12 protein-coding genes are annotated in these 16,173 nt (G+C 69.8%); 7 read left to right on the top strand and 5 right to left on the bottom strand.

Annotation, left to right across the window (positions count from 1 at the left end; all coding sequences use genetic code 11):
* The first annotated feature begins 143 nt into the window (after positions 1 to 143).
* From C4J65_RS06590 to pgi, 7 genes are all read left to right on the top strand, one after another.
* Positions 144 to 3,143: a M14 family metallopeptidase gene (locus tag C4J65_RS06590; RefSeq protein WP_115741544.1), complete on the top strand. Its 3,000-nt coding sequence runs from the start codon at positions 144 to 146 to the stop codon at positions 3,141 to 3,143.
* A gap of 227 nt (positions 3,144 to 3,370) precedes the next feature.
* Complete coding sequence (gap, locus tag C4J65_RS06585; protein ID WP_115741543.1) at positions 3,371 to 4,381, top strand: type I glyceraldehyde-3-phosphate dehydrogenase; 1,011 nt, start codon at positions 3,371 to 3,373, stop codon at positions 4,379 to 4,381.
* A 134-nt stretch (positions 4,382 to 4,515) separates the two neighbouring features.
* Positions 4,516 to 5,727 (top strand): phosphoglycerate kinase, encoded by a 1,212-nt coding sequence (locus C4J65_RS06580; protein WP_115741542.1) that lies wholly within the window; start codon positions 4,516 to 4,518, stop codon positions 5,725 to 5,727.
* Between the two features lie 5 nt (positions 5,728 to 5,732).
* Positions 5,733 to 6,509, top strand: a complete 777-nt coding sequence (gene tpiA, locus C4J65_RS06575) for a triose-phosphate isomerase (RefSeq protein ID WP_115741541.1) — start codon at positions 5,733 to 5,735, stop codon at positions 6,507 to 6,509.
* A gap of 135 nt (positions 6,510 to 6,644) precedes the next feature.
* Positions 6,645 to 6,881 (top strand): preprotein translocase subunit SecG, encoded by a 237-nt coding sequence (secG, locus tag C4J65_RS06570; protein ID WP_115741540.1) that lies wholly within the window; start codon positions 6,645 to 6,647, stop codon positions 6,879 to 6,881.
* A 213-nt stretch (positions 6,882 to 7,094) separates the two neighbouring features.
* Entirely contained in the window at positions 7,095 to 7,430 is a 336-nt protein-coding gene (locus C4J65_RS06565; protein ID WP_003976875.1) for an RNA polymerase-binding protein RbpA, read from the top strand.
* 116 nt (positions 7,431 to 7,546) lie between these two features.
* A complete protein-coding gene (pgi, locus tag C4J65_RS06560; RefSeq protein ID WP_115741539.1) occupies positions 7,547 to 9,199 on the top strand; it encodes a glucose-6-phosphate isomerase in 1,653 nt (550 codons plus the stop codon).
* Between the two features lie 60 nt (positions 9,200 to 9,259).
* Here pgi and pgl read toward each other — a convergent pair whose 3' ends face one another.
* Genes pgl through tkt form a run of 5 tightly spaced genes read right to left on the bottom strand, consistent with a single transcriptional unit; the run spans position 9,260 to position 15,858 of the window.
* On the bottom strand, positions 9,260 to 10,045 hold the full coding sequence (gene pgl, locus C4J65_RS06555; protein WP_087809983.1) for a 6-phosphogluconolactonase: 786 nt from the start codon (positions 10,043 to 10,045) through the stop codon (positions 9,260 to 9,262).
* The gene (opcA, locus tag C4J65_RS06550) at positions 10,042 to 11,094 is read right to left on the bottom strand and encodes a glucose-6-phosphate dehydrogenase assembly protein OpcA (RefSeq protein WP_115741538.1); all 1,053 of its coding nucleotides are present in this window, start codon (positions 11,092 to 11,094) and stop codon (positions 10,042 to 10,044) included. Before opcA ends, pgl begins: the two co-directional genes overlap by 4 nt.
* On the bottom strand, positions 11,091 to 12,614 hold the full coding sequence (gene zwf, locus C4J65_RS06545) for a glucose-6-phosphate dehydrogenase (protein WP_115741537.1): 1,524 nt from the start codon (positions 12,612 to 12,614) through the stop codon (positions 11,091 to 11,093). Before zwf ends, opcA begins: the two co-directional genes overlap by 4 nt.
* 3 nt (positions 12,615 to 12,617) lie before the next feature.
* The gene (tal, locus tag C4J65_RS06540) at positions 12,618 to 13,736 is read right to left on the bottom strand and encodes a transaldolase (protein ID WP_115741536.1); all 1,119 of its coding nucleotides are present in this window, start codon (positions 13,734 to 13,736) and stop codon (positions 12,618 to 12,620) included.
* A gap of 34 nt (positions 13,737 to 13,770) precedes the next feature.
* Positions 13,771 to 15,858, bottom strand: a complete 2,088-nt coding sequence (tkt, locus tag C4J65_RS06535; RefSeq protein WP_115741535.1) for a transketolase — start codon at positions 15,856 to 15,858, stop codon at positions 13,771 to 13,773.
* Between the last annotated feature and the right edge of the window lie 315 nt (positions 15,859 to 16,173).

Here is a 16,173-nt window from a genome sequence, read left to right as displayed (position 1 = left end):
CGGCGCCCACTTGGGTGACCGGCACCGGCTTTCGCGTGTCCTTGCCGCACTCTTGACTCGATCATGAGCTGTCATGAGCCTGGCATCTGTTCGCCACTGTGGCGGACCCAGGCCTGTCGGACAGGCCCCATCTAGGGGGGTTCATGAGACGAAGAGCGAGATCGATCCTCGCTGTCGGCGCGCTCCTGATCGGCGGAGCGAGCTTCGCGCCCATCGCCCAGGCACAACCCGCGGACCCGGGGACCCCGGACGCGAACGAAGTGAAGGTCTTCCGCGCCGACGTCACCCGGGAGCAGGTACCCCTGCTGCTGGCCACCGGCCAGGACGGCCACGAACTCGGTGAGCAGGTACCCGACCGGGGAACCGCCGCCGTCGAGCTGTACCTCACCGAGAAGCAGGCCGACACGCTGCAGGAACAAGGCGTCGACCTCACCGAGCACACCCTGTCCACCCAGGCCGAGAAGCGAGTCGAGAGCGCCGCCGACGGCGTATTCCGCCCGTACAGCGGCAGTGGCGGCCTGCGCGAGGAGATCCTGCGGACCGCCCAGCAGAATCCCGGTCTGACCAAGGTCGTCTCCATCGGGAAGACCGTGCGGGGCCAGGACATTTTGGCGCTCAAGCTCACCAGGCACGCGAAGAAGTCGAAGGACGGCTCCAAGCCGTCCGTCCTCTACATGTCCAACCAGCACGCGCGTGAGTGGATCACCCCGGAGATGACCCGGCGGCTGATGCACCACTACCTGGACAACTACAAGAAGGACCGGCGGATCAGGAAGATCGTCGACTCCACCGAGCTGTGGTTCGTCCTGTCGGCCAACCCCGACGGCTACGACTACACCTTCGAGGGCACCGACAACCGCCTCTGGCGCAAGAACCTGCGCGACGTCAACGGCGACGGCACCATCAGCACCGGCGACGGCGTCGACCTCAACCGCAACTTCGCCTACAAGTGGGGCTACGACGACGAGGGCTCGTCCCCCAACCCCACCAGCGAGACCTACCGCGGGGCGAGTCCCGGCTCCGAGCCGGAGACCAAGGCGCTGGACGCCTTCCAGAAGCGCATCGGCTTCACGTACGGCATCAACTACCACTCCGCCGCCGAACTCCTCCTCTACGGTGTCGGCTGGCAGGTGGCCACCAACACCCCCGACGACGTCCTCTACAAGGCGCTGGCCGGCACCCCCGACAACTCCGCGATCCCCGGTTACCACCCGCAGGTCTCCTCGGAGCTGTACACCACCAACGGCGAGGCCGACGGGCACGCGGCCAACGTCAACGGCATGGCGATGTTCACCCCGGAGATGTCGACCTGCAAGACGGCCTCCGACGTGGACCCCGACGACCAGTGGAACGCGCGCGACTGCCAGTCCGGCTTCAACTTCCCCGACGACGAGAAGCTGATCCAGCAGGAGTTCGCCAAGAACATCCCGTTCGCGCTCTCCGTCGCCGAGACCGCCGCCCACCCCGACCGGCCGTCCTCCTCGGTCGGCCTGGACGCCGCCGACTTCACCCCCGCCCCCTTCACCACCTCCTACGCGCGCGGCGCCGACCAGGAGGTCTCCGTCGTCGTACGCAAGTCCGTGCGCGACAAGGAGCTGAAGTACCGCGTCAACGGCGGACGCACGCACGACGCGACGCTGCGACCCTGGCGGGGCGGTGAGACGTACGGCGGTGAGGACAACCTCTACTTCGACGAGTACCGGGCCAAGGTCAGGGGTGCCGACCCCGGCGACCGCGTCGAGGTCTGGTTCACCGGCGAGACACCGCGCGGAACCCACGACAGCCACGACCGGCGTGGAGAAAGCGGCAAGCACGGCAACCGCACCGAGAGCGAGCACTTCACGTACACCGTCGCCGAGCGGCCCCGCGCCGACGTCCTCGTCGTCGCCGAGGAGGGCGCGAAGGCCACGCAGGCCCAGACCTACGTCGACGCTCTCCGGGCAAGCGGCGAGCGGGCGGCCGTCTGGGACGTCGCCACCCAGGGCGCCCCCGACGCGCTCGGCGTCCTCGGCCACTTCGGCACCGTCGTCCACTACACGGGTGCCGCGGTGCCCGGCAACGCCACCCAGCTCCAGCTGCGCGCCTTCCTCAACGAGGGCGGCAGGCTGATCGAGGCCGGCGAGCAGGCGGGCGGCGACGTCGACCTCGGCGGCGGCACCCTCTCCGACGACTTCAGCCAGTACTACCTGGGCGCCTACACCCGCACCGCCACCCCGGACGCCACCGGATTCACCGGCTCCGGCAAGCTCGACAAGGCCGACGGCACCCTCGGCGACGCCCCCGGCAACCCGCTGGACGCCGCCGGCGCCTACAGCGTGACCTCCGACGAGCTGGACCCCGGCACCTACCCGCAGTTCGCGAGCGCGGGCGCCGGGAAGTTCGCCGGCACGGTCAACCCGTACGGGCCCTACGCGGGGGAGTGGATGGCCGCCGCCGTCCACACCGACGACGCCTACAAGCGCCTCACCCGCACCGTCGACCTCACGAGTGTCACCGCCGCCGACCGCCCCACGCTCCGCACCCAGTTGCTGTGGGACACCGAGCGCGGCTACGACAACGCCCTGGTCGAGGCGCACACCACCGGCGCCGACGACTGGACCACGCTGCCCGAGGCGAACGGCGCCACCGGCACGGCCGTGCCCGCCGAGTGCGCGGCCGGGTTCTACCTGGCCGGGCACCCCTGGCTGGCGCACTACCTGACCCTGTCCGACGACGGCTGCACCGCGACCGGCACCACCGGGCAGTGGAACAGCCTCACCGGTTCCTCGGGCGGCTGGAAGCAGGTCGAGTTCGACCTGAGCGCCTACGCCGGGAAGTCCGTGGAGCTGTCGATCGCCTACGTCACCGACCCCGGCAGCGGCGGCCGCGGCGTCCTCGCCGACGAGGCCTCCCTGGTCGTCGGGGGCACGGCGGCGCAGACCGAGGGCTTCGAGACCTCGCTGGGCGCCTGGCGGGTCTCCGGACCGCCCGCGGGCAGCCCCGCCGTCCTGAAGGACTGGACCCGCACCGGGACCCTGTTCCAGACCTACGGCGCCGTCACCACGGACGACACCGTGCTGCTCGGCTTCGGACTGGAGCACCTCGCCGAACCGGCCGCCCGCGCGGCACTGGTCCGGCAGGCGCTGCGTGCCCTGGACGAGTGAATCCGGGTGTGCGGGGGACTGACCCGGTGTAGCGAAATCGGGTGATCGGTTCCCGTCGCCCAGGGCGGTCCGTACCCCTACTGGCGGGTACGGACCGCCCTGCCGGGTATGGGGCGTCTCGATGTCACCCCCGACGCCGTAGGGAGGTAGGGTCGGAGGTGGTCGGGGACATCCCAAATACAGCTCGCCGGCACATCGGGCCGGCGTACCAACGAGGAGATCGGTTCGTGACGATCCGCGTAGGCATCAACGGCTTTGGCCGCATCGGTCGTAACTACTTCCGCGCGCTGCTGGAGCAGGGTGCGGACATCGAGATCGTGGCTGTCAACGACCTGGGTGACACCGCGACCACCGCCCACCTGCTGAAGTACGACACCATCCTCGGCCGCCTCAAGGCGGAGGTCTCGCACACCGAGGACACCATCACCGTCGACGGCAAGACCATCAAGGTCCTGTCCGAGCGCAACCCGGCCGACATCCCGTGGGGTGAGCTGGGCGTCGACATCGTGATCGAGTCGACCGGCATCTTCACGAAGAAGGCGGACGCGGAGAAGCACATCGCCGGTGGCGCGAAGAAGGTCCTCATCTCGGCTCCGGCCAAGGACGAGGACATCACCATCGTGATGGGCGTCAACCAGGACAAGTACGACCCGGCGAACCACCACGTCATCTCCAACGCCTCCTGCACCACCAACTGCGTGGCGCCGATGGCCAAGGTCCTCGACGAGAACTTCGGCATCGTCAAGGGCCTGATGACGACGGTCCACGCGTACACGAACGACCAGCGCATCCTGGACTTCCCGCACAAGGACCTGCGCCGCGCCCGTGCCGCCGCGGAGAACATCATCCCGACCACCACGGGTGCCGCCAAGGCCACCGCGCTGGTCCTGCCGCAGCTCAAGGGCAAGCTCGACGGCATCGCGATGCGCGTCCCGGTCCCGACCGGCTCGGCCACCGACCTGGTCGTGGAGCTCCAGCGCGAGGTCACCAAGGACGAGGTCAACGCCGCGTTCAAGAAGGCCGCCGACGACGGCGACCTCAAGGGCTTCCTGTTCTACACCGAGGACGCGATCGTCTCCTCGGACATCGTCGGCGACCCGGCCTCCTGCACCTTCGACTCGTCCCTGACCATGGTCCAGGACGGCAAGTCGGTGAAGATCCTCGGCTGGTACGACAACGAGTGGGGCTACTCGAACCGCCTCGTCGACCTCACGGTCTTCGTCGGCGACCAGCTCTGATCGACTTCAGCAAGGCACCTCGATGCGGTAGCAGGGCTCGGGCAGCGCAAGGTCGCGCTGCCCGGGCCCTGCGTCGCGTCCGCCGCCACCAGCCCTCGTAGGATCACGAGCGATCCGAGAACCCAGGAGCCCTCTTGAAGACGATCGACGAACTGCTCTCCGAAGGCGTCGCGGGCAAGCGCGTCTTCGTCCGCGCCGACCTGAACGTCCCGCTGGACGGCACCACCATCACCGACGACGGCCGCATCCGCGCGGTAGTGCCCACCGTCAAGGCGCTGGCCGACGCGGGCGCCCGCGTGATCGTCGCCTCGCACCTGGGCCGCCCCAAGGGCGCCCCGGACCCCGCCTTCTCCCTCGCCCCGGCCGCCGCCCGCCTCGGTGAACTGCTCGGCGCCGACGTCGCCTTCGCCGAGGACACGGTCGGCGCCTCCGCCGAGGCCGCCGTCTCCGGCCTCGCCGACGGCCGGGTCGCCGTCATCGAGAACCTGCGGTTCAACGCGGGCGAGACCAGCAAGGACGACGCCGAGCGTGCCGCCTTCGCCGACAAGCTGGCCGGCCTCGCGGACGTCTACGTCGGCGACGGCTTCGGCGCGGTGCACCGCAAGCACGCCTCCGTCTTCGACCTGCCGAAGCGGCTTCCGCACTACGCCGGGTACCTCATCGCCACCGAGGTCGGCGTCCTCAAGAAGCTCACCGACGACGTCAAGCGCCCGTACGTCGTCGCCCTCGGCGGCGCCAAGGTCTCCGACAAGCTCGCCGTCATCGACCAGCTGCTCGGCAAGGCCGACCGGATCCTCATCGGCGGCGGCATGGCGTACACCTTCCTCAAGGCTAAGGGGTACGAGGTCGGCATCTCCCTCCTCCAGGAGGACCAGATCCCGGCCGTCAAGGAGTACATGGAGCGCGCCGAGAAGAACGGCGTCGAGCTGGTCCTGCCCGTCGACGTCGTGGTCGGGCCCGAGTTCCCGGACCTGAAGACCAAGGCCCCGGCCAACGCCACCACCGTCGCCGCGGACGCCGTCCCGGCGGACCGGATGGGCCTGGACATCGGTCCCGAGTCCCGCAAGCTGTACGCGTCCAAGCTCGCCGACGCCGGCACCGTCTTCTGGAACGGTCCCATGGGCGTCTTCGAGCACCCCGACTACGCCGAGGGCACCAAGACGGTCGCCCAGGCCCTCGTCGACGCCCCGGGCTTCACCGTGGTCGGCGGCGGCGACTCCGCCGCCGCCGTGCGCACGCTCGGCTTCGACGAGAACGCATTCGGCCACATCTCGACCGGCGGCGGCGCCTCCCTCGAATACCTCGAGGGCAAGACGCTCCCCGGCCTCGCCGCACTGGAGGACTGACCCCGATGACCACCCGCACGCCGCTGATGGCGGGCAACTGGAAGATGAACCTCAACCACCTCGAGGCCATCGCCCACGTCCAGAAACTCGCCTTCGCCCTCGCGGACAAGGACTACGACGCCGTCGAGGTCGCCGTCCTCGCCCCCTTCACCGACCTGCGCTCCGTGCAGACCCTGGTCGACGGGGACAAGCTCAAGATCAAGTACGGTGCCCAGGACATCTCCGCGCACGACGGCGGCGCCTACACCGGCGAGATCTCGGGCCCGATGCTGGCCAAGCTGAAGTGCACGTACGTGGCCGTCGGCCACTCGGAGCGCCGGCAGTACCACGCCGAGACCGACGAGATCGTGAACGCCAAGGTCAAGGCCGCCTACAAGCACGGTCTGACCCCGATCCTGTGCGTCGGCGAGGAGCTGGACGTCCGCGAGGCGGGCAACCACGTCGAGCACACCCTCGCCCAGGTCGAGGGCGGCCTCAAGGACCTCCCGGCCGAGCAGGCCGAGTCCGTCGTGATCGCCTACGAGCCCGTGTGGGCCATCGGCACCGGCAAGGTCTGCGGCGCCGACGACGCCCAGGAGGTCTGCGGGGCGATCCGCGGCAAGCTCGCCGAGCTGTACTCCCAGGAGCTGGCCGACCGGGTCCGCATCCAGTACGGCGGCTCCGTCAAGTCCGGCAACGTCGCCGAGATCATGGCGAAGCCCGACATCGACGGCGCCCTGGTCGGCGGTGCCTCGCTGGACTCGGACGAGTTCGTCAAGATCGTCCGCTTCCGCGACCAGTAGCAGGCGCCCGGTCGAGAGGCAGATCGACCGGTGAGTATGCGCTGGCGGCGATACGTCGTACCCTTGCGGGGGCATGGTGGCCTGCTGTCACCGTGCCCCCGTCGTTCATCCGAATCCGAGGAAGTTGGTCCAGCCGTGGTTTTGGGGTTCTCGATCGCCCTGATCGTCTTCAGCCTGCTGCTGATGCTGCTGGTGCTGATGCACAAGGGGAAGGGCGGCGGTCTCTCCGACATGTTCGGTGGCGGCATGCAGTCGTCCGTCGGCGGCTCCTCGGTCGCCGAGCGCAACCTCGACCGGATCACCGTCGTGGTCGGTCTGGCCTGGTTCGCCTGCATCATGGTGCTCGGACTGCTCATGAAGGCCGACAGCTGAGGGGTCCCGTCGCCCCGTCACACACTTGTGCACGTAAAGCCCCATGTCCGGTACGCGCCTCGGCGCGCCGCCTATCATGGGGCTTGCGTCTGTGCACTGGAGCTTGTAACTCCAAATACTGGACGCGCGTTGGGCCTTACGTAGACTGAGGCGCTCGCAGCGAAGCGAAACGCCGACTCGCTTTGCGGCACCATCACGCAGGGAGTTACGACCGTGGCAAGTGGCAACGCGATCCGGGGAAGCCGGGTCGGGGCGGGGCCGATGGGCGAGGCCGAGCGTGGCGAGTCAGCGCCGCGTCTGCGCATCTCCTTCTGGTGCTCCAACGGACACGAGACACAGCCGAGCTTCGCGAGCGACGCCCAGGTCCCGGAGACCTGGGACTGCCCGCGCTGCGGCTTCCCCGCCGGACAGGACCGGGACAACCCCCCGGACCCGCCGCGCACCGAGCCCTACAAGACCCACCTCGCGTACGTGCGCGAACGCCGCAGCGACGCGGACGGCGAGGCGATCCTCGCCGAGGCACTCGCCAAACTGCGCGGCGAGATCTAGGCCGTACCTCGTCGGTTTCCGTCTCCGTAGGCCGCCTTCACTCCTGATCACTTAGGTTGGAACAGCTGTACAGCCGGGACAGCTGGGACACCCAAGGAAGAAGGCTGACGTCCGACATGAACGCAGACGGCCGTACCAGGCTCCACCAGACGCCCGAGTGGGCCGCGCTGGTCAAGCACCGCGAGCAGCTCGGCGAGGTGCGGCTGCGCGAGCTGTTCGCCGCCGACCCGGGGCGCGGCACCGGCTGGACGCTCGGCGTGGGAGACCTGCACGTCGACCACTCCAAGCACCTCGCCACCGACGAGACCCTGCGGCTGCTCCAGGAGCTGGCCGCCGCGACCGGTGTGTTCGGGCTGCGCGACGCGATGTTCCGCGGTGAGCGCATCAACATCACCGAGGACCGGGCGGTGCTGCACACCGCGCTGCGCGCCCCGCGGGACGCGGTGATCGAGGTCGACGGCGAGAACGTCGTTCCCAGGGTGCACGCCGTACTCGACAAGATGGCCGGCTTCGCCGACCGGGTCCGCTCCGGCGAGTGGACCGGTCACACCGGCAGGCGCATCAGGAACGTCGTCAACATCGGCATCGGCGGCTCCGACCTCGGTCCCGCGATGGCCTACGAGGCGCTGCGGGCCTTCACCGACCGCTCGCTCACGTTCCGCTTCGTGTCCAACGTGGACGGCGCCGACCTGCACGAGGCGGTCCGGGACCTGGACCCGGCGGAGACGCTGTTCGTCATCGCCTCCAAGACCTTCACCACCATCGAGACGATCACCAACGCCACCTCGGCGCGCTCGTGGCTGCTGGACGCGCTCGGTGACGAGGCCGCGGTCGCGAAGCACTTCGTGGCCCTGTCGACCAACGCCGAGAAGGTCTCCGGCTTCGGCATCGACCCGGCCAACATGTTCGAGTTCTGGGACTGGGTCGGCGGCCGGTACTCCTTCGACTCGGCCATCGGACTCTCCCTGATGGTCGCCATCGGCCCGGACCGCTTCCGGGAGATGCTCGACGGCTTCCACCTGGTCGACGAGCACTTCCGCAACGCCCCCGCCGAGTCCAACGTGCCGCTGCTGATGGGTCTGTTGGGGATCTGGTACGGCGACTTCCTGGGCGCGCAGTCGCATGCGGTGCTGCCGTACTCGCACTACCTGTCGAAGTTCACCGCCTATCTCCAGCAGCTCGACATGGAGTCCAACGGCAAGTCCGTCGACCGGGACGGGAATGTGGTGGAGTGGCAGACCGGGCCGGTGGTGTGGGGCACGCCGGGCACCAACGGGCAGCACGCCTACTACCAGCTCATCCACCAGGGCACCAAGCTGATCCCCGCGGACTTCATCGGCTTCGCCCGGCCCGTGGGCGAACTGAGCGAGGAGCTGAAGGCGCAGCACGACCTGCTGATGGCCAACTTCTTCGCACAGACCCAGGCCCTCGCCCTCGGCAAGACCCCGGACGAGGTACGCGCGGAGGGAGTGCCCGAGGAACTGGTCCCGCACAAGACCTTCCGCGGCAATCATCCGACGACGACGATCCTCGCCCGCGAGCTGACCCCGTCGGTGCTGGGACAGCTCGTCGCGCTGTACGAGCACAAGGTGTTCGTCCAGGGCGCGGTCTGGAACGTGGATTCGTTCGACCAGTGGGGTGTGGAGCTGGGCAAGGTGCTGGCCAAGCGGGTGGAGCCGGCGCTGAGCGAGGGCGCGGAGGTGCCGGGACTGGACGCCTCCACGGCCGCGCTGGTCGCCGCCTACCGGGAGCTGTGCGGGCGGGCGTGAACGTGTCGAAGGGGCGGCGGGAGGGTTTCGCCCCCGCCGCCCCTTCCCGTTCCTGGGGCGTTATGCCGACGCCGGTGGATACAGCGACCTCGGCAGCTGGGACGCCGCCGCCGAGTCCAGCAGCCACAGGGTGCGGGCGCGGCCCCGGGCGCCCGCTGCCGGGGCCTGGATCTCGCCCGCGCCCGACAGGGCCATCGCCACCGCGTTCGCCTTGTCCTCGCCCGCCGCGAGCAGCCACACCTCACGGGCGGCGCGGATCGCGGGCAGGGTCAGGGAGATCCGGATGGGTGGCGGCTTGGGGGAGCCGTGGACGCCGATCACCGTGCGCTCCGTCTCCCGGACTCCCGGGTGCTCCGGGAAGAGCGACGCCACGTGGGTGTCCGGGCCGACGCCGAGGAGCAGGACGTCGAAGGACGGGACCGCGGCGTGGTTCTCGGGGACGGAGGCCGTAGCCAGTTCCTGCGCGTAGGCCGCCGCTGCCGCCTCCACGTCCGAGCCGTAGGGGCCGTCGGAGGCCGCCATCGCGTGCACCCGCTTCGGGTCCAGCGGCACCGCGTCGAGGAGCGCCTGGTGCGCCTGGGTGACATTGCGCTCCGGGTCGCCCTCCGGCAGGAACCGCTCGTCGCCCCACCACAGGTCGAGGCGGCTCCAGTCGATCGCGTCCCGGGCCGGGGAGCCGGCCAGCGCCGCGAGCAGGCCGTTGCCGTTGCGGCCGCCGGTGAGGACCACGGACGCGCTGCCCCGGGAGGCCTGCGCGTCCACGATCTTCGTGATCAGGCGGGCCGCGGCGGCCTCGGCCATCAGCTCCTTGTCACGGTGCACGACCAGCTGCGGGGTGTCGCTCATTTCGCCGCCGCCTTCCTCACCGGTGTCTTCTCCTGCCCCGCGTCCTTCGCGGGCGCCTTCGCGACCGTCCCGACGGGAACGGCCTCCGCGACGGCGCCGTCGCCGGCCGGGTCTCCTTTGGCCGGCGCGTTCAGCCGGTCCACCCCGTACCGCAGCGCCGAGGCGTACGTGTCGTCCGGGTCCAGGCGGCGCAGCTCCTCCGCGATCAGCTCGGCCGTCTCGCGGCGCTTGAGCGCGACCGCACGTCCGGGCTGACCCTGGATGGAGAGGTTCGCCAGCGAGCCGTCGGCCCGGTCCAGGACGACGGGACCGCAGTCGGTGTCCAGGCGGACCGCGGTGAGACCCGGGCCGCTCGACACCGTGCGCCGCACCGGCACGTTCAGCCGGTCGGCGAGCCACATCGCGAGCAGCTCACAGCTGGGGTTGAACTCCTCGCCCTCCACCTCGACCGACTGCACCTCGCAGTCGACCTGGTCGAGAGCCGCCGCCAGCATCGAGCGCCAGGGCGTGATGCGGGTCCACGACAGGTCGGTGTCGCCCGGCGCGTAGGCGTCGGCGCGGGCCACCAGCTCCCGTATCGGCTCCTCGCAGGCGTAGGTGTCGGTGACCCGGCGCTGGGCGAGCGCGCCCAGCGGGTCCTTCGCCGGGTCCAGCGGCGCGTTCACCGGCCACCAGACCACGACCGGCGCGTCCGGCAGCAGCAGCGGCAGCACCACCGACTGGGCGTGGTCGACGACGTCGCCGTACAGCCGCAGCACGATCGTCTCGCCGGTGCCCGCGTCGGCGCCGAGGCGCACCTCGGCGTCGAGCCGGGACCGGGTGCGGTCCCGGGGCGAGCGCGAGACCCGCTTGATGACGACGAGCGTGCGCGAGGGGTGCTCGTGCGCGGCGTCGCTCGCGGCCTTCAGCGCGTCGTAGGCGTTCTCCTCGTCGGTGACGATGACCAGGGTGAGCACCATGCCGATGGCCGGGGTGCCGATCGCCCGGCGGCCGAGCACCAGCGCCTTGTTGATCTTGCTGGCCGTGGTGTCCGTCAGGTCGGTCTTCATGGCCGGCGCCAGCTCCGTCCGTCTCGTTCCAGCATGTCGTCCGCCTCGACGGGCCCCCAGGTGCCGGCCGGGTACTGGGCCGGGGTGCCGTGCTCGTCCCAGTACTCCTCGATCGGGTCGAGGATCTTCCAGGACAGCTCGACCTCCTCGGTGCGCGGGAAGAGGTTGGCGTCGCCCAGCAGGACGTCCAGGATCAGGCGCTCGTACGCCTCCGGGCTGGACTCGGTGAAGGACTCGCCGTAGGCGAAGTCCATCGACACGTCCCGGATCTCCATCGACGTGCCCGGCACCTTGGAACCGAAGCGGACGGTGACGCCCTCGTCGGGCTGGACGCGGATGACGATCGCGTTCGAGCCGAGTTCCTCGGTGGCCGTCGTGTCGAAGGGGGAGTGCGGGGCCCGCTGGAAGACCACCGCGATCTCCGTGACCCGGCGGCCCAGGCGCTTGCCGGTGCGCAGGTAGAAGGGGACGCCCGCCCAGCGGCGGTTGTCGATGCCGACCTTGATCGCGGCATAGGTGTCGGTCTTCGACTTGGGGTCGATGCCGTCCTCTTCGAGGTAGCCGACGGCCTTGGCGCCGCCCTGCCACCCCGCCGAGTACTGGCCGCGCACGGTGTCCCGGCCCAGGTCCTTCGGGAGGCGGACCGCGCCGAGCACCTTGGTCTTCTCCGCCGCGAGCGCGTCCGCGTCGAAGGAGGCGGGCTCCTCCATCGCGGTCAGCGCGAGCAACTGGAGGAGGTGGTTCTGGATGACGTCGCGGGCGGCGCCGATGCCGTCGTAGTAGCCGGCCCGGCCGCCGATGCCGATGTCCTCGGCCATCGTGATCTGGATGTGGTCGACGTAGGACCGGTTCCAGATCGGCTCGAACATCGTGTTGGCGAAGCGCAGCGCCAAAATGTTCTGGACGGTCTCCTTGCCCAGGTAGTGGTCGATGCGGAAGACCTGGTCGGAACCGAAGACGTCGTGGACGATCGCGTTCAGTTCCTCGGCCGACTTCAGGTCGTGGCCGAACGGCTTCTCGATCACCGCGCGGCGCCAGGAGCCGCTCGACTGGTCGGCCAGTCCGTGCTTCTTCAGCTGCTGGATGACCACCGGGAAGGACTTCGGCGGCACCGACAGGTAGAAGGCGAAGTTGCCGCCCGTGCCCTGTGCCTTGTCCAGCTCCTCGATGGTGCCGCGCAGCCGCTCGAAGGCGTCGTCGTCGTCGAAGGTGCCCTGGACGAAGCGCATCCCCTGGATGAGCTGCTGCCAGACCTCCTCGCGGAACGGGGTCCGGGAGTGTTCCTTGACGGCGTCGTGCACGACCTGGGCGAAGTCCTCGTGCTCCCAGTCGCGGCGGGCGAACCCGACGAGCGAGAAGCCCGGCGGCAGCAGACCCCGGTTGGCGAGGTCGTACACGGCGGGCATGAGCTTCTTGCGGGACAGATCGCCGGTGACGCCGAAGATGACCAGACCCGACGGCCCCGCGATGCGCGGGAGCCGTCGGTCTGCGGGGTCACGCAGCGGGTTGCTGCTTGACAATTTTCAGCCCTTCGAGGGAGCGAGGCGCTTGAGCTCCGCCTCCGTGGACTTCAGCAGGTCGTTCCAGGCCGCCTCGAACTTCTCGACGCCCTCGTCCTCCAGGAGCTGGACCACCTCGTCGTAGGAGATCCCGAGCTTCTCGACCGCGTCGAGGTCGGCACGGGCCTGCTCGTACGACCCGGCGACGGCGTCGCCGGTGATCTCGCCGTGGTCCTCGGTGGCCAGCAGCGTGGCCTCCGGCATGGTGTTGACCGTGTTCGGCGCGACCAGGTCGGTGACGTACATGGTGTCGCTGTACGCCTTGTCCTTCACGCCGGTCGACGCCCACAGCGGACGCTGCTTGTTGGCGCCGGCCTTCTCCAGGGCTGCCCAGCGGTCGGTGCCGAAGACCTCCTCGTACGCCTGGTAGGCGAGGCGCGCGTTGGCGACGGCGGCCTTGCCGCGCACCGCCTTGGCCTCGTCGGTGCCGAGCGCGTCGATCCGCTTGTCGATCTCGGTGTCCACGCGGGACACGAAGAAGGACGCCACGGAGTGGATCTGCGACAGGTCCAGGCCGCGCTCCTTGGCCTTCTCCAGGCCGGTCAGGAAGGCGTCCATGACCTTGCGGTAGCGCTCCAGCGAGAAGATCAGCGTGACGTTGACGCTGATGCCCAGGCCAATGGTCTCGGCGATCGCCGGGATACCGGCCTCGGTGGCCGGGATCTTGATCAGCGTGTTGGGCCGGTCGACCAGCCAGGCCAGCTGCTTGGCCTCGGCGACCGTCGCGCGGGTGTTGTGGGCGAGGCGCGGGTCGACCTCGATGGAGACCCGGCCGTCCTTGCCGCCGGTGCTGTCGAACACCGGGCGCAGGATGTCGGCGGCGTCGCGGACGTCCGCCGTGGTGATCATGCGAATGGCCTCTTCGACCGTGACCTCACGGGCGGCGAGGTCGGCGAGCTGCGCGTCGTAGCCGTGGCCCTGCGAGATCGCCTTCTGGAAGATGGACGGGTTGGTGGTGACGCCCACGACGTGCTGCTGGTCGATCAGCTCGGCGAGGTTGCCGGACGTGATCCGCTTGCGCGACAGGTCGTCCAGCCAGATCGCCACGCCTTCATCGGAGAGGCGCTTGAGTGCGTCTGTCATGGAAAATGCATCTCCTACGTGTCGTATACGAGCGTCAGCGCTGGGCCGCGGCGAGGGATTCCCGCGCGGCGGAGGCCACGTTCTCCGCGGTGAAGCCGAACTCCTTGAAGAGCACCTTGGCGTCCGCCGAAGCACCGAAGTGCTCCAGGGAGACGATGCGGCCGGCATCCCCCACGTACTTGTGCCAGGTCAGGCCGATCCCGGCCTCGACGGCGACCCGGGCCTTCACGGACGGGGGCAGGACGCTGTCCCGGTACCCCTGGTCCTGCTGCTCGAACCACTCCACGGACGGCATGGACACCACACGGGTCGGCACGCCGTCGGCCTGGAGCCGCTCGCGCGCCTCGACGGCGACGTGGACCTCGGAGCCGGTGCCGATCAGGACCACCTGCGCATCGCCGCCCTCGGCCTCGAACAGCACGTAGCCGCCCTTGGCCGCGTCGTCGTTGGGCTCGTACGTCGGCACGCCCTGGCGGGTCAGCGCCAGACCGTGCGGCTGGCCCTTGCCGAACTCCTTCGTCCAGCGGCGCAGGATCTCGCGCCAGGCGATCGCCGTCTCGTTGGCGTCGGCCGGGCGGACCACGTTCAGACCCGGGATGGCGCGCAGCGAGGCCAGGTGCTCGACCGGCTGGTGGGTCGGGCCGTCCTCGCCCAGACCGATGGAGTCGTGCGTCCACACGTACGTCACCGGCAGGTGCATCAGGGCCGACAGGCGCACCGCGTTGCGCATGTAGTCGGAGAAGACCAGGAACGTTCCGCCGTAGATGCGGGTGTTGCCGTGCAGCGCGATGCCGTTCATCTCCGCGGCCATCGCGTGCTCGCGGATGCCGAAGTGGACGGTGCGGCCGTACGGGTCCGCCTCCGGCAGCGGGTTGCCCGCCGGGAGGAAGGACGACGTCTTGTCGATCGTCGTGTTGTTCGAGCCCGCGAGGTCGGCCGAGCCGCCCCACAGCTCCGGGACGACCGCGCCGAGCGCCTGGAGCACCTTGCCGGACGCGGCGCGGGTCGCGAGGCCCTTGCCCGCCTCGAAGACCGGGATCTTCTCCTCCCAGCCCTCCGGCAGCTCACCCTCGGCCACGCGGTCGTACTCGGCGGCGCGCTCCGGGTTGTTGTCCCGCCACTGCTGGAAGGACTTCTCCCACACAGCGCGGGCCGCCTGGCCCTTCTCCAGCGCCTTGCGGGTGTGCTCGATGACCTCGTCGGAGACCTCGAAGGACTTCTCCGGGTCGAAGCCCAGGACCCGCTTGGTCGCCGCGACCTCGTCGTCGCCGAGCGCCGAGCCGTGTGCGGCCTCGGTGTTCTGCGCGTTCGGGGCGGGCCAGGCGATGATCGAGCGCATCGCGATGAACGACGGCCGGTCGGTGACCTTCTTCGCCGCCTCGATCGCGTCGTAGATCGCGTTCGGGTCCAGGTCGCCGTCCGGCTTGGGGGCGACGCGCTGGACGTGCCAGCCGTACGCCTCGTACCGCTTGCAGGTGTCCTCGGAGACGGCGGTCTCGGTGTCGCCCTCGATGGAGATGTGGTTGTCGTCCCACAGCAGCACCAGGTTGCCGAGCTTCTGGTGGCCGGCCATCGAGGACGCCTCGGCGGAGATGCCCTCCTGGAGGCAGCCGTCACCGGCGATGCAGTAGACGAAGTGGTCGAACGGGGACTCGCCCTCGGCGGCCTCCGGGTCGAACAGGCCGCGCTCGTAGCGGGCGGCCATCGCCATGCCCACCGCGTTGGCGACGCCCTGGCCCAGCGGGCCGGTCGTGGTCTCCACGCCCGTGGTGTGGCCGTACTCCGGGTGGCCGGGGGTCTTGGAGCCCCAGGTGCGGAAGGACTCCAGGTCCGCCAGCTGAAGGCCGAAGCCGGCCAGGTACAGCTGGGTGTAGAGGGTCAGGGACGAGTGACCCGCGGACAGCACGAAACGGTCGCGCCCGACCCAGTTCGCGTCGGCGGGGTCGTGCCGCATCACCTTCTGGAAGAGGGTGTAGGCGGCGGGCGCCAGGCTCATCGCCGTACCCGGATGGCCGTTGCCAACCTTCTGTACGGCATCGGCGGCCAGGACGCGGGCGGTGTCCACGGCCCGCTGGTCCAGTTCGGTCCACTCGAGGTCTGTGGTGGTCGGCTTGGTGCTCACCCTGAGTCAGGGCTCCTCTCCACATGTCGGTTGCCGGTGCACGAGTGCACCGGCTGCCGGCGCGTCCGTGAGTCGGCCGGCCATGGCCGAGCCTACCCCCGTAAGTACGTGCGTTTTTCCGATGGAAACCAGACTGCCGGGACTCTTGTGGATCCGCCTGTCGACTGGGCGAAACCGCATTCGGCAAGTGAATACGGAGCCGCTCATCTGACTGCTCAATCGACTCTCCGAACGCACGTCGGAGCGGCCTCGCCAACACGAGCCCACCCCCGCGAAGGCCGAGGTATGGGCAACGTCTAAAGTGGCGTGGTACGC

This window comes from Streptomyces sp. CB09001 (assembly GCF_003369795.1).
Lineage (GTDB): Bacteria > Actinomycetota > Actinomycetes > Streptomycetales > Streptomycetaceae > Streptomyces.
This window is presented reverse-complemented; position numbering and strand designations above follow the sequence as displayed.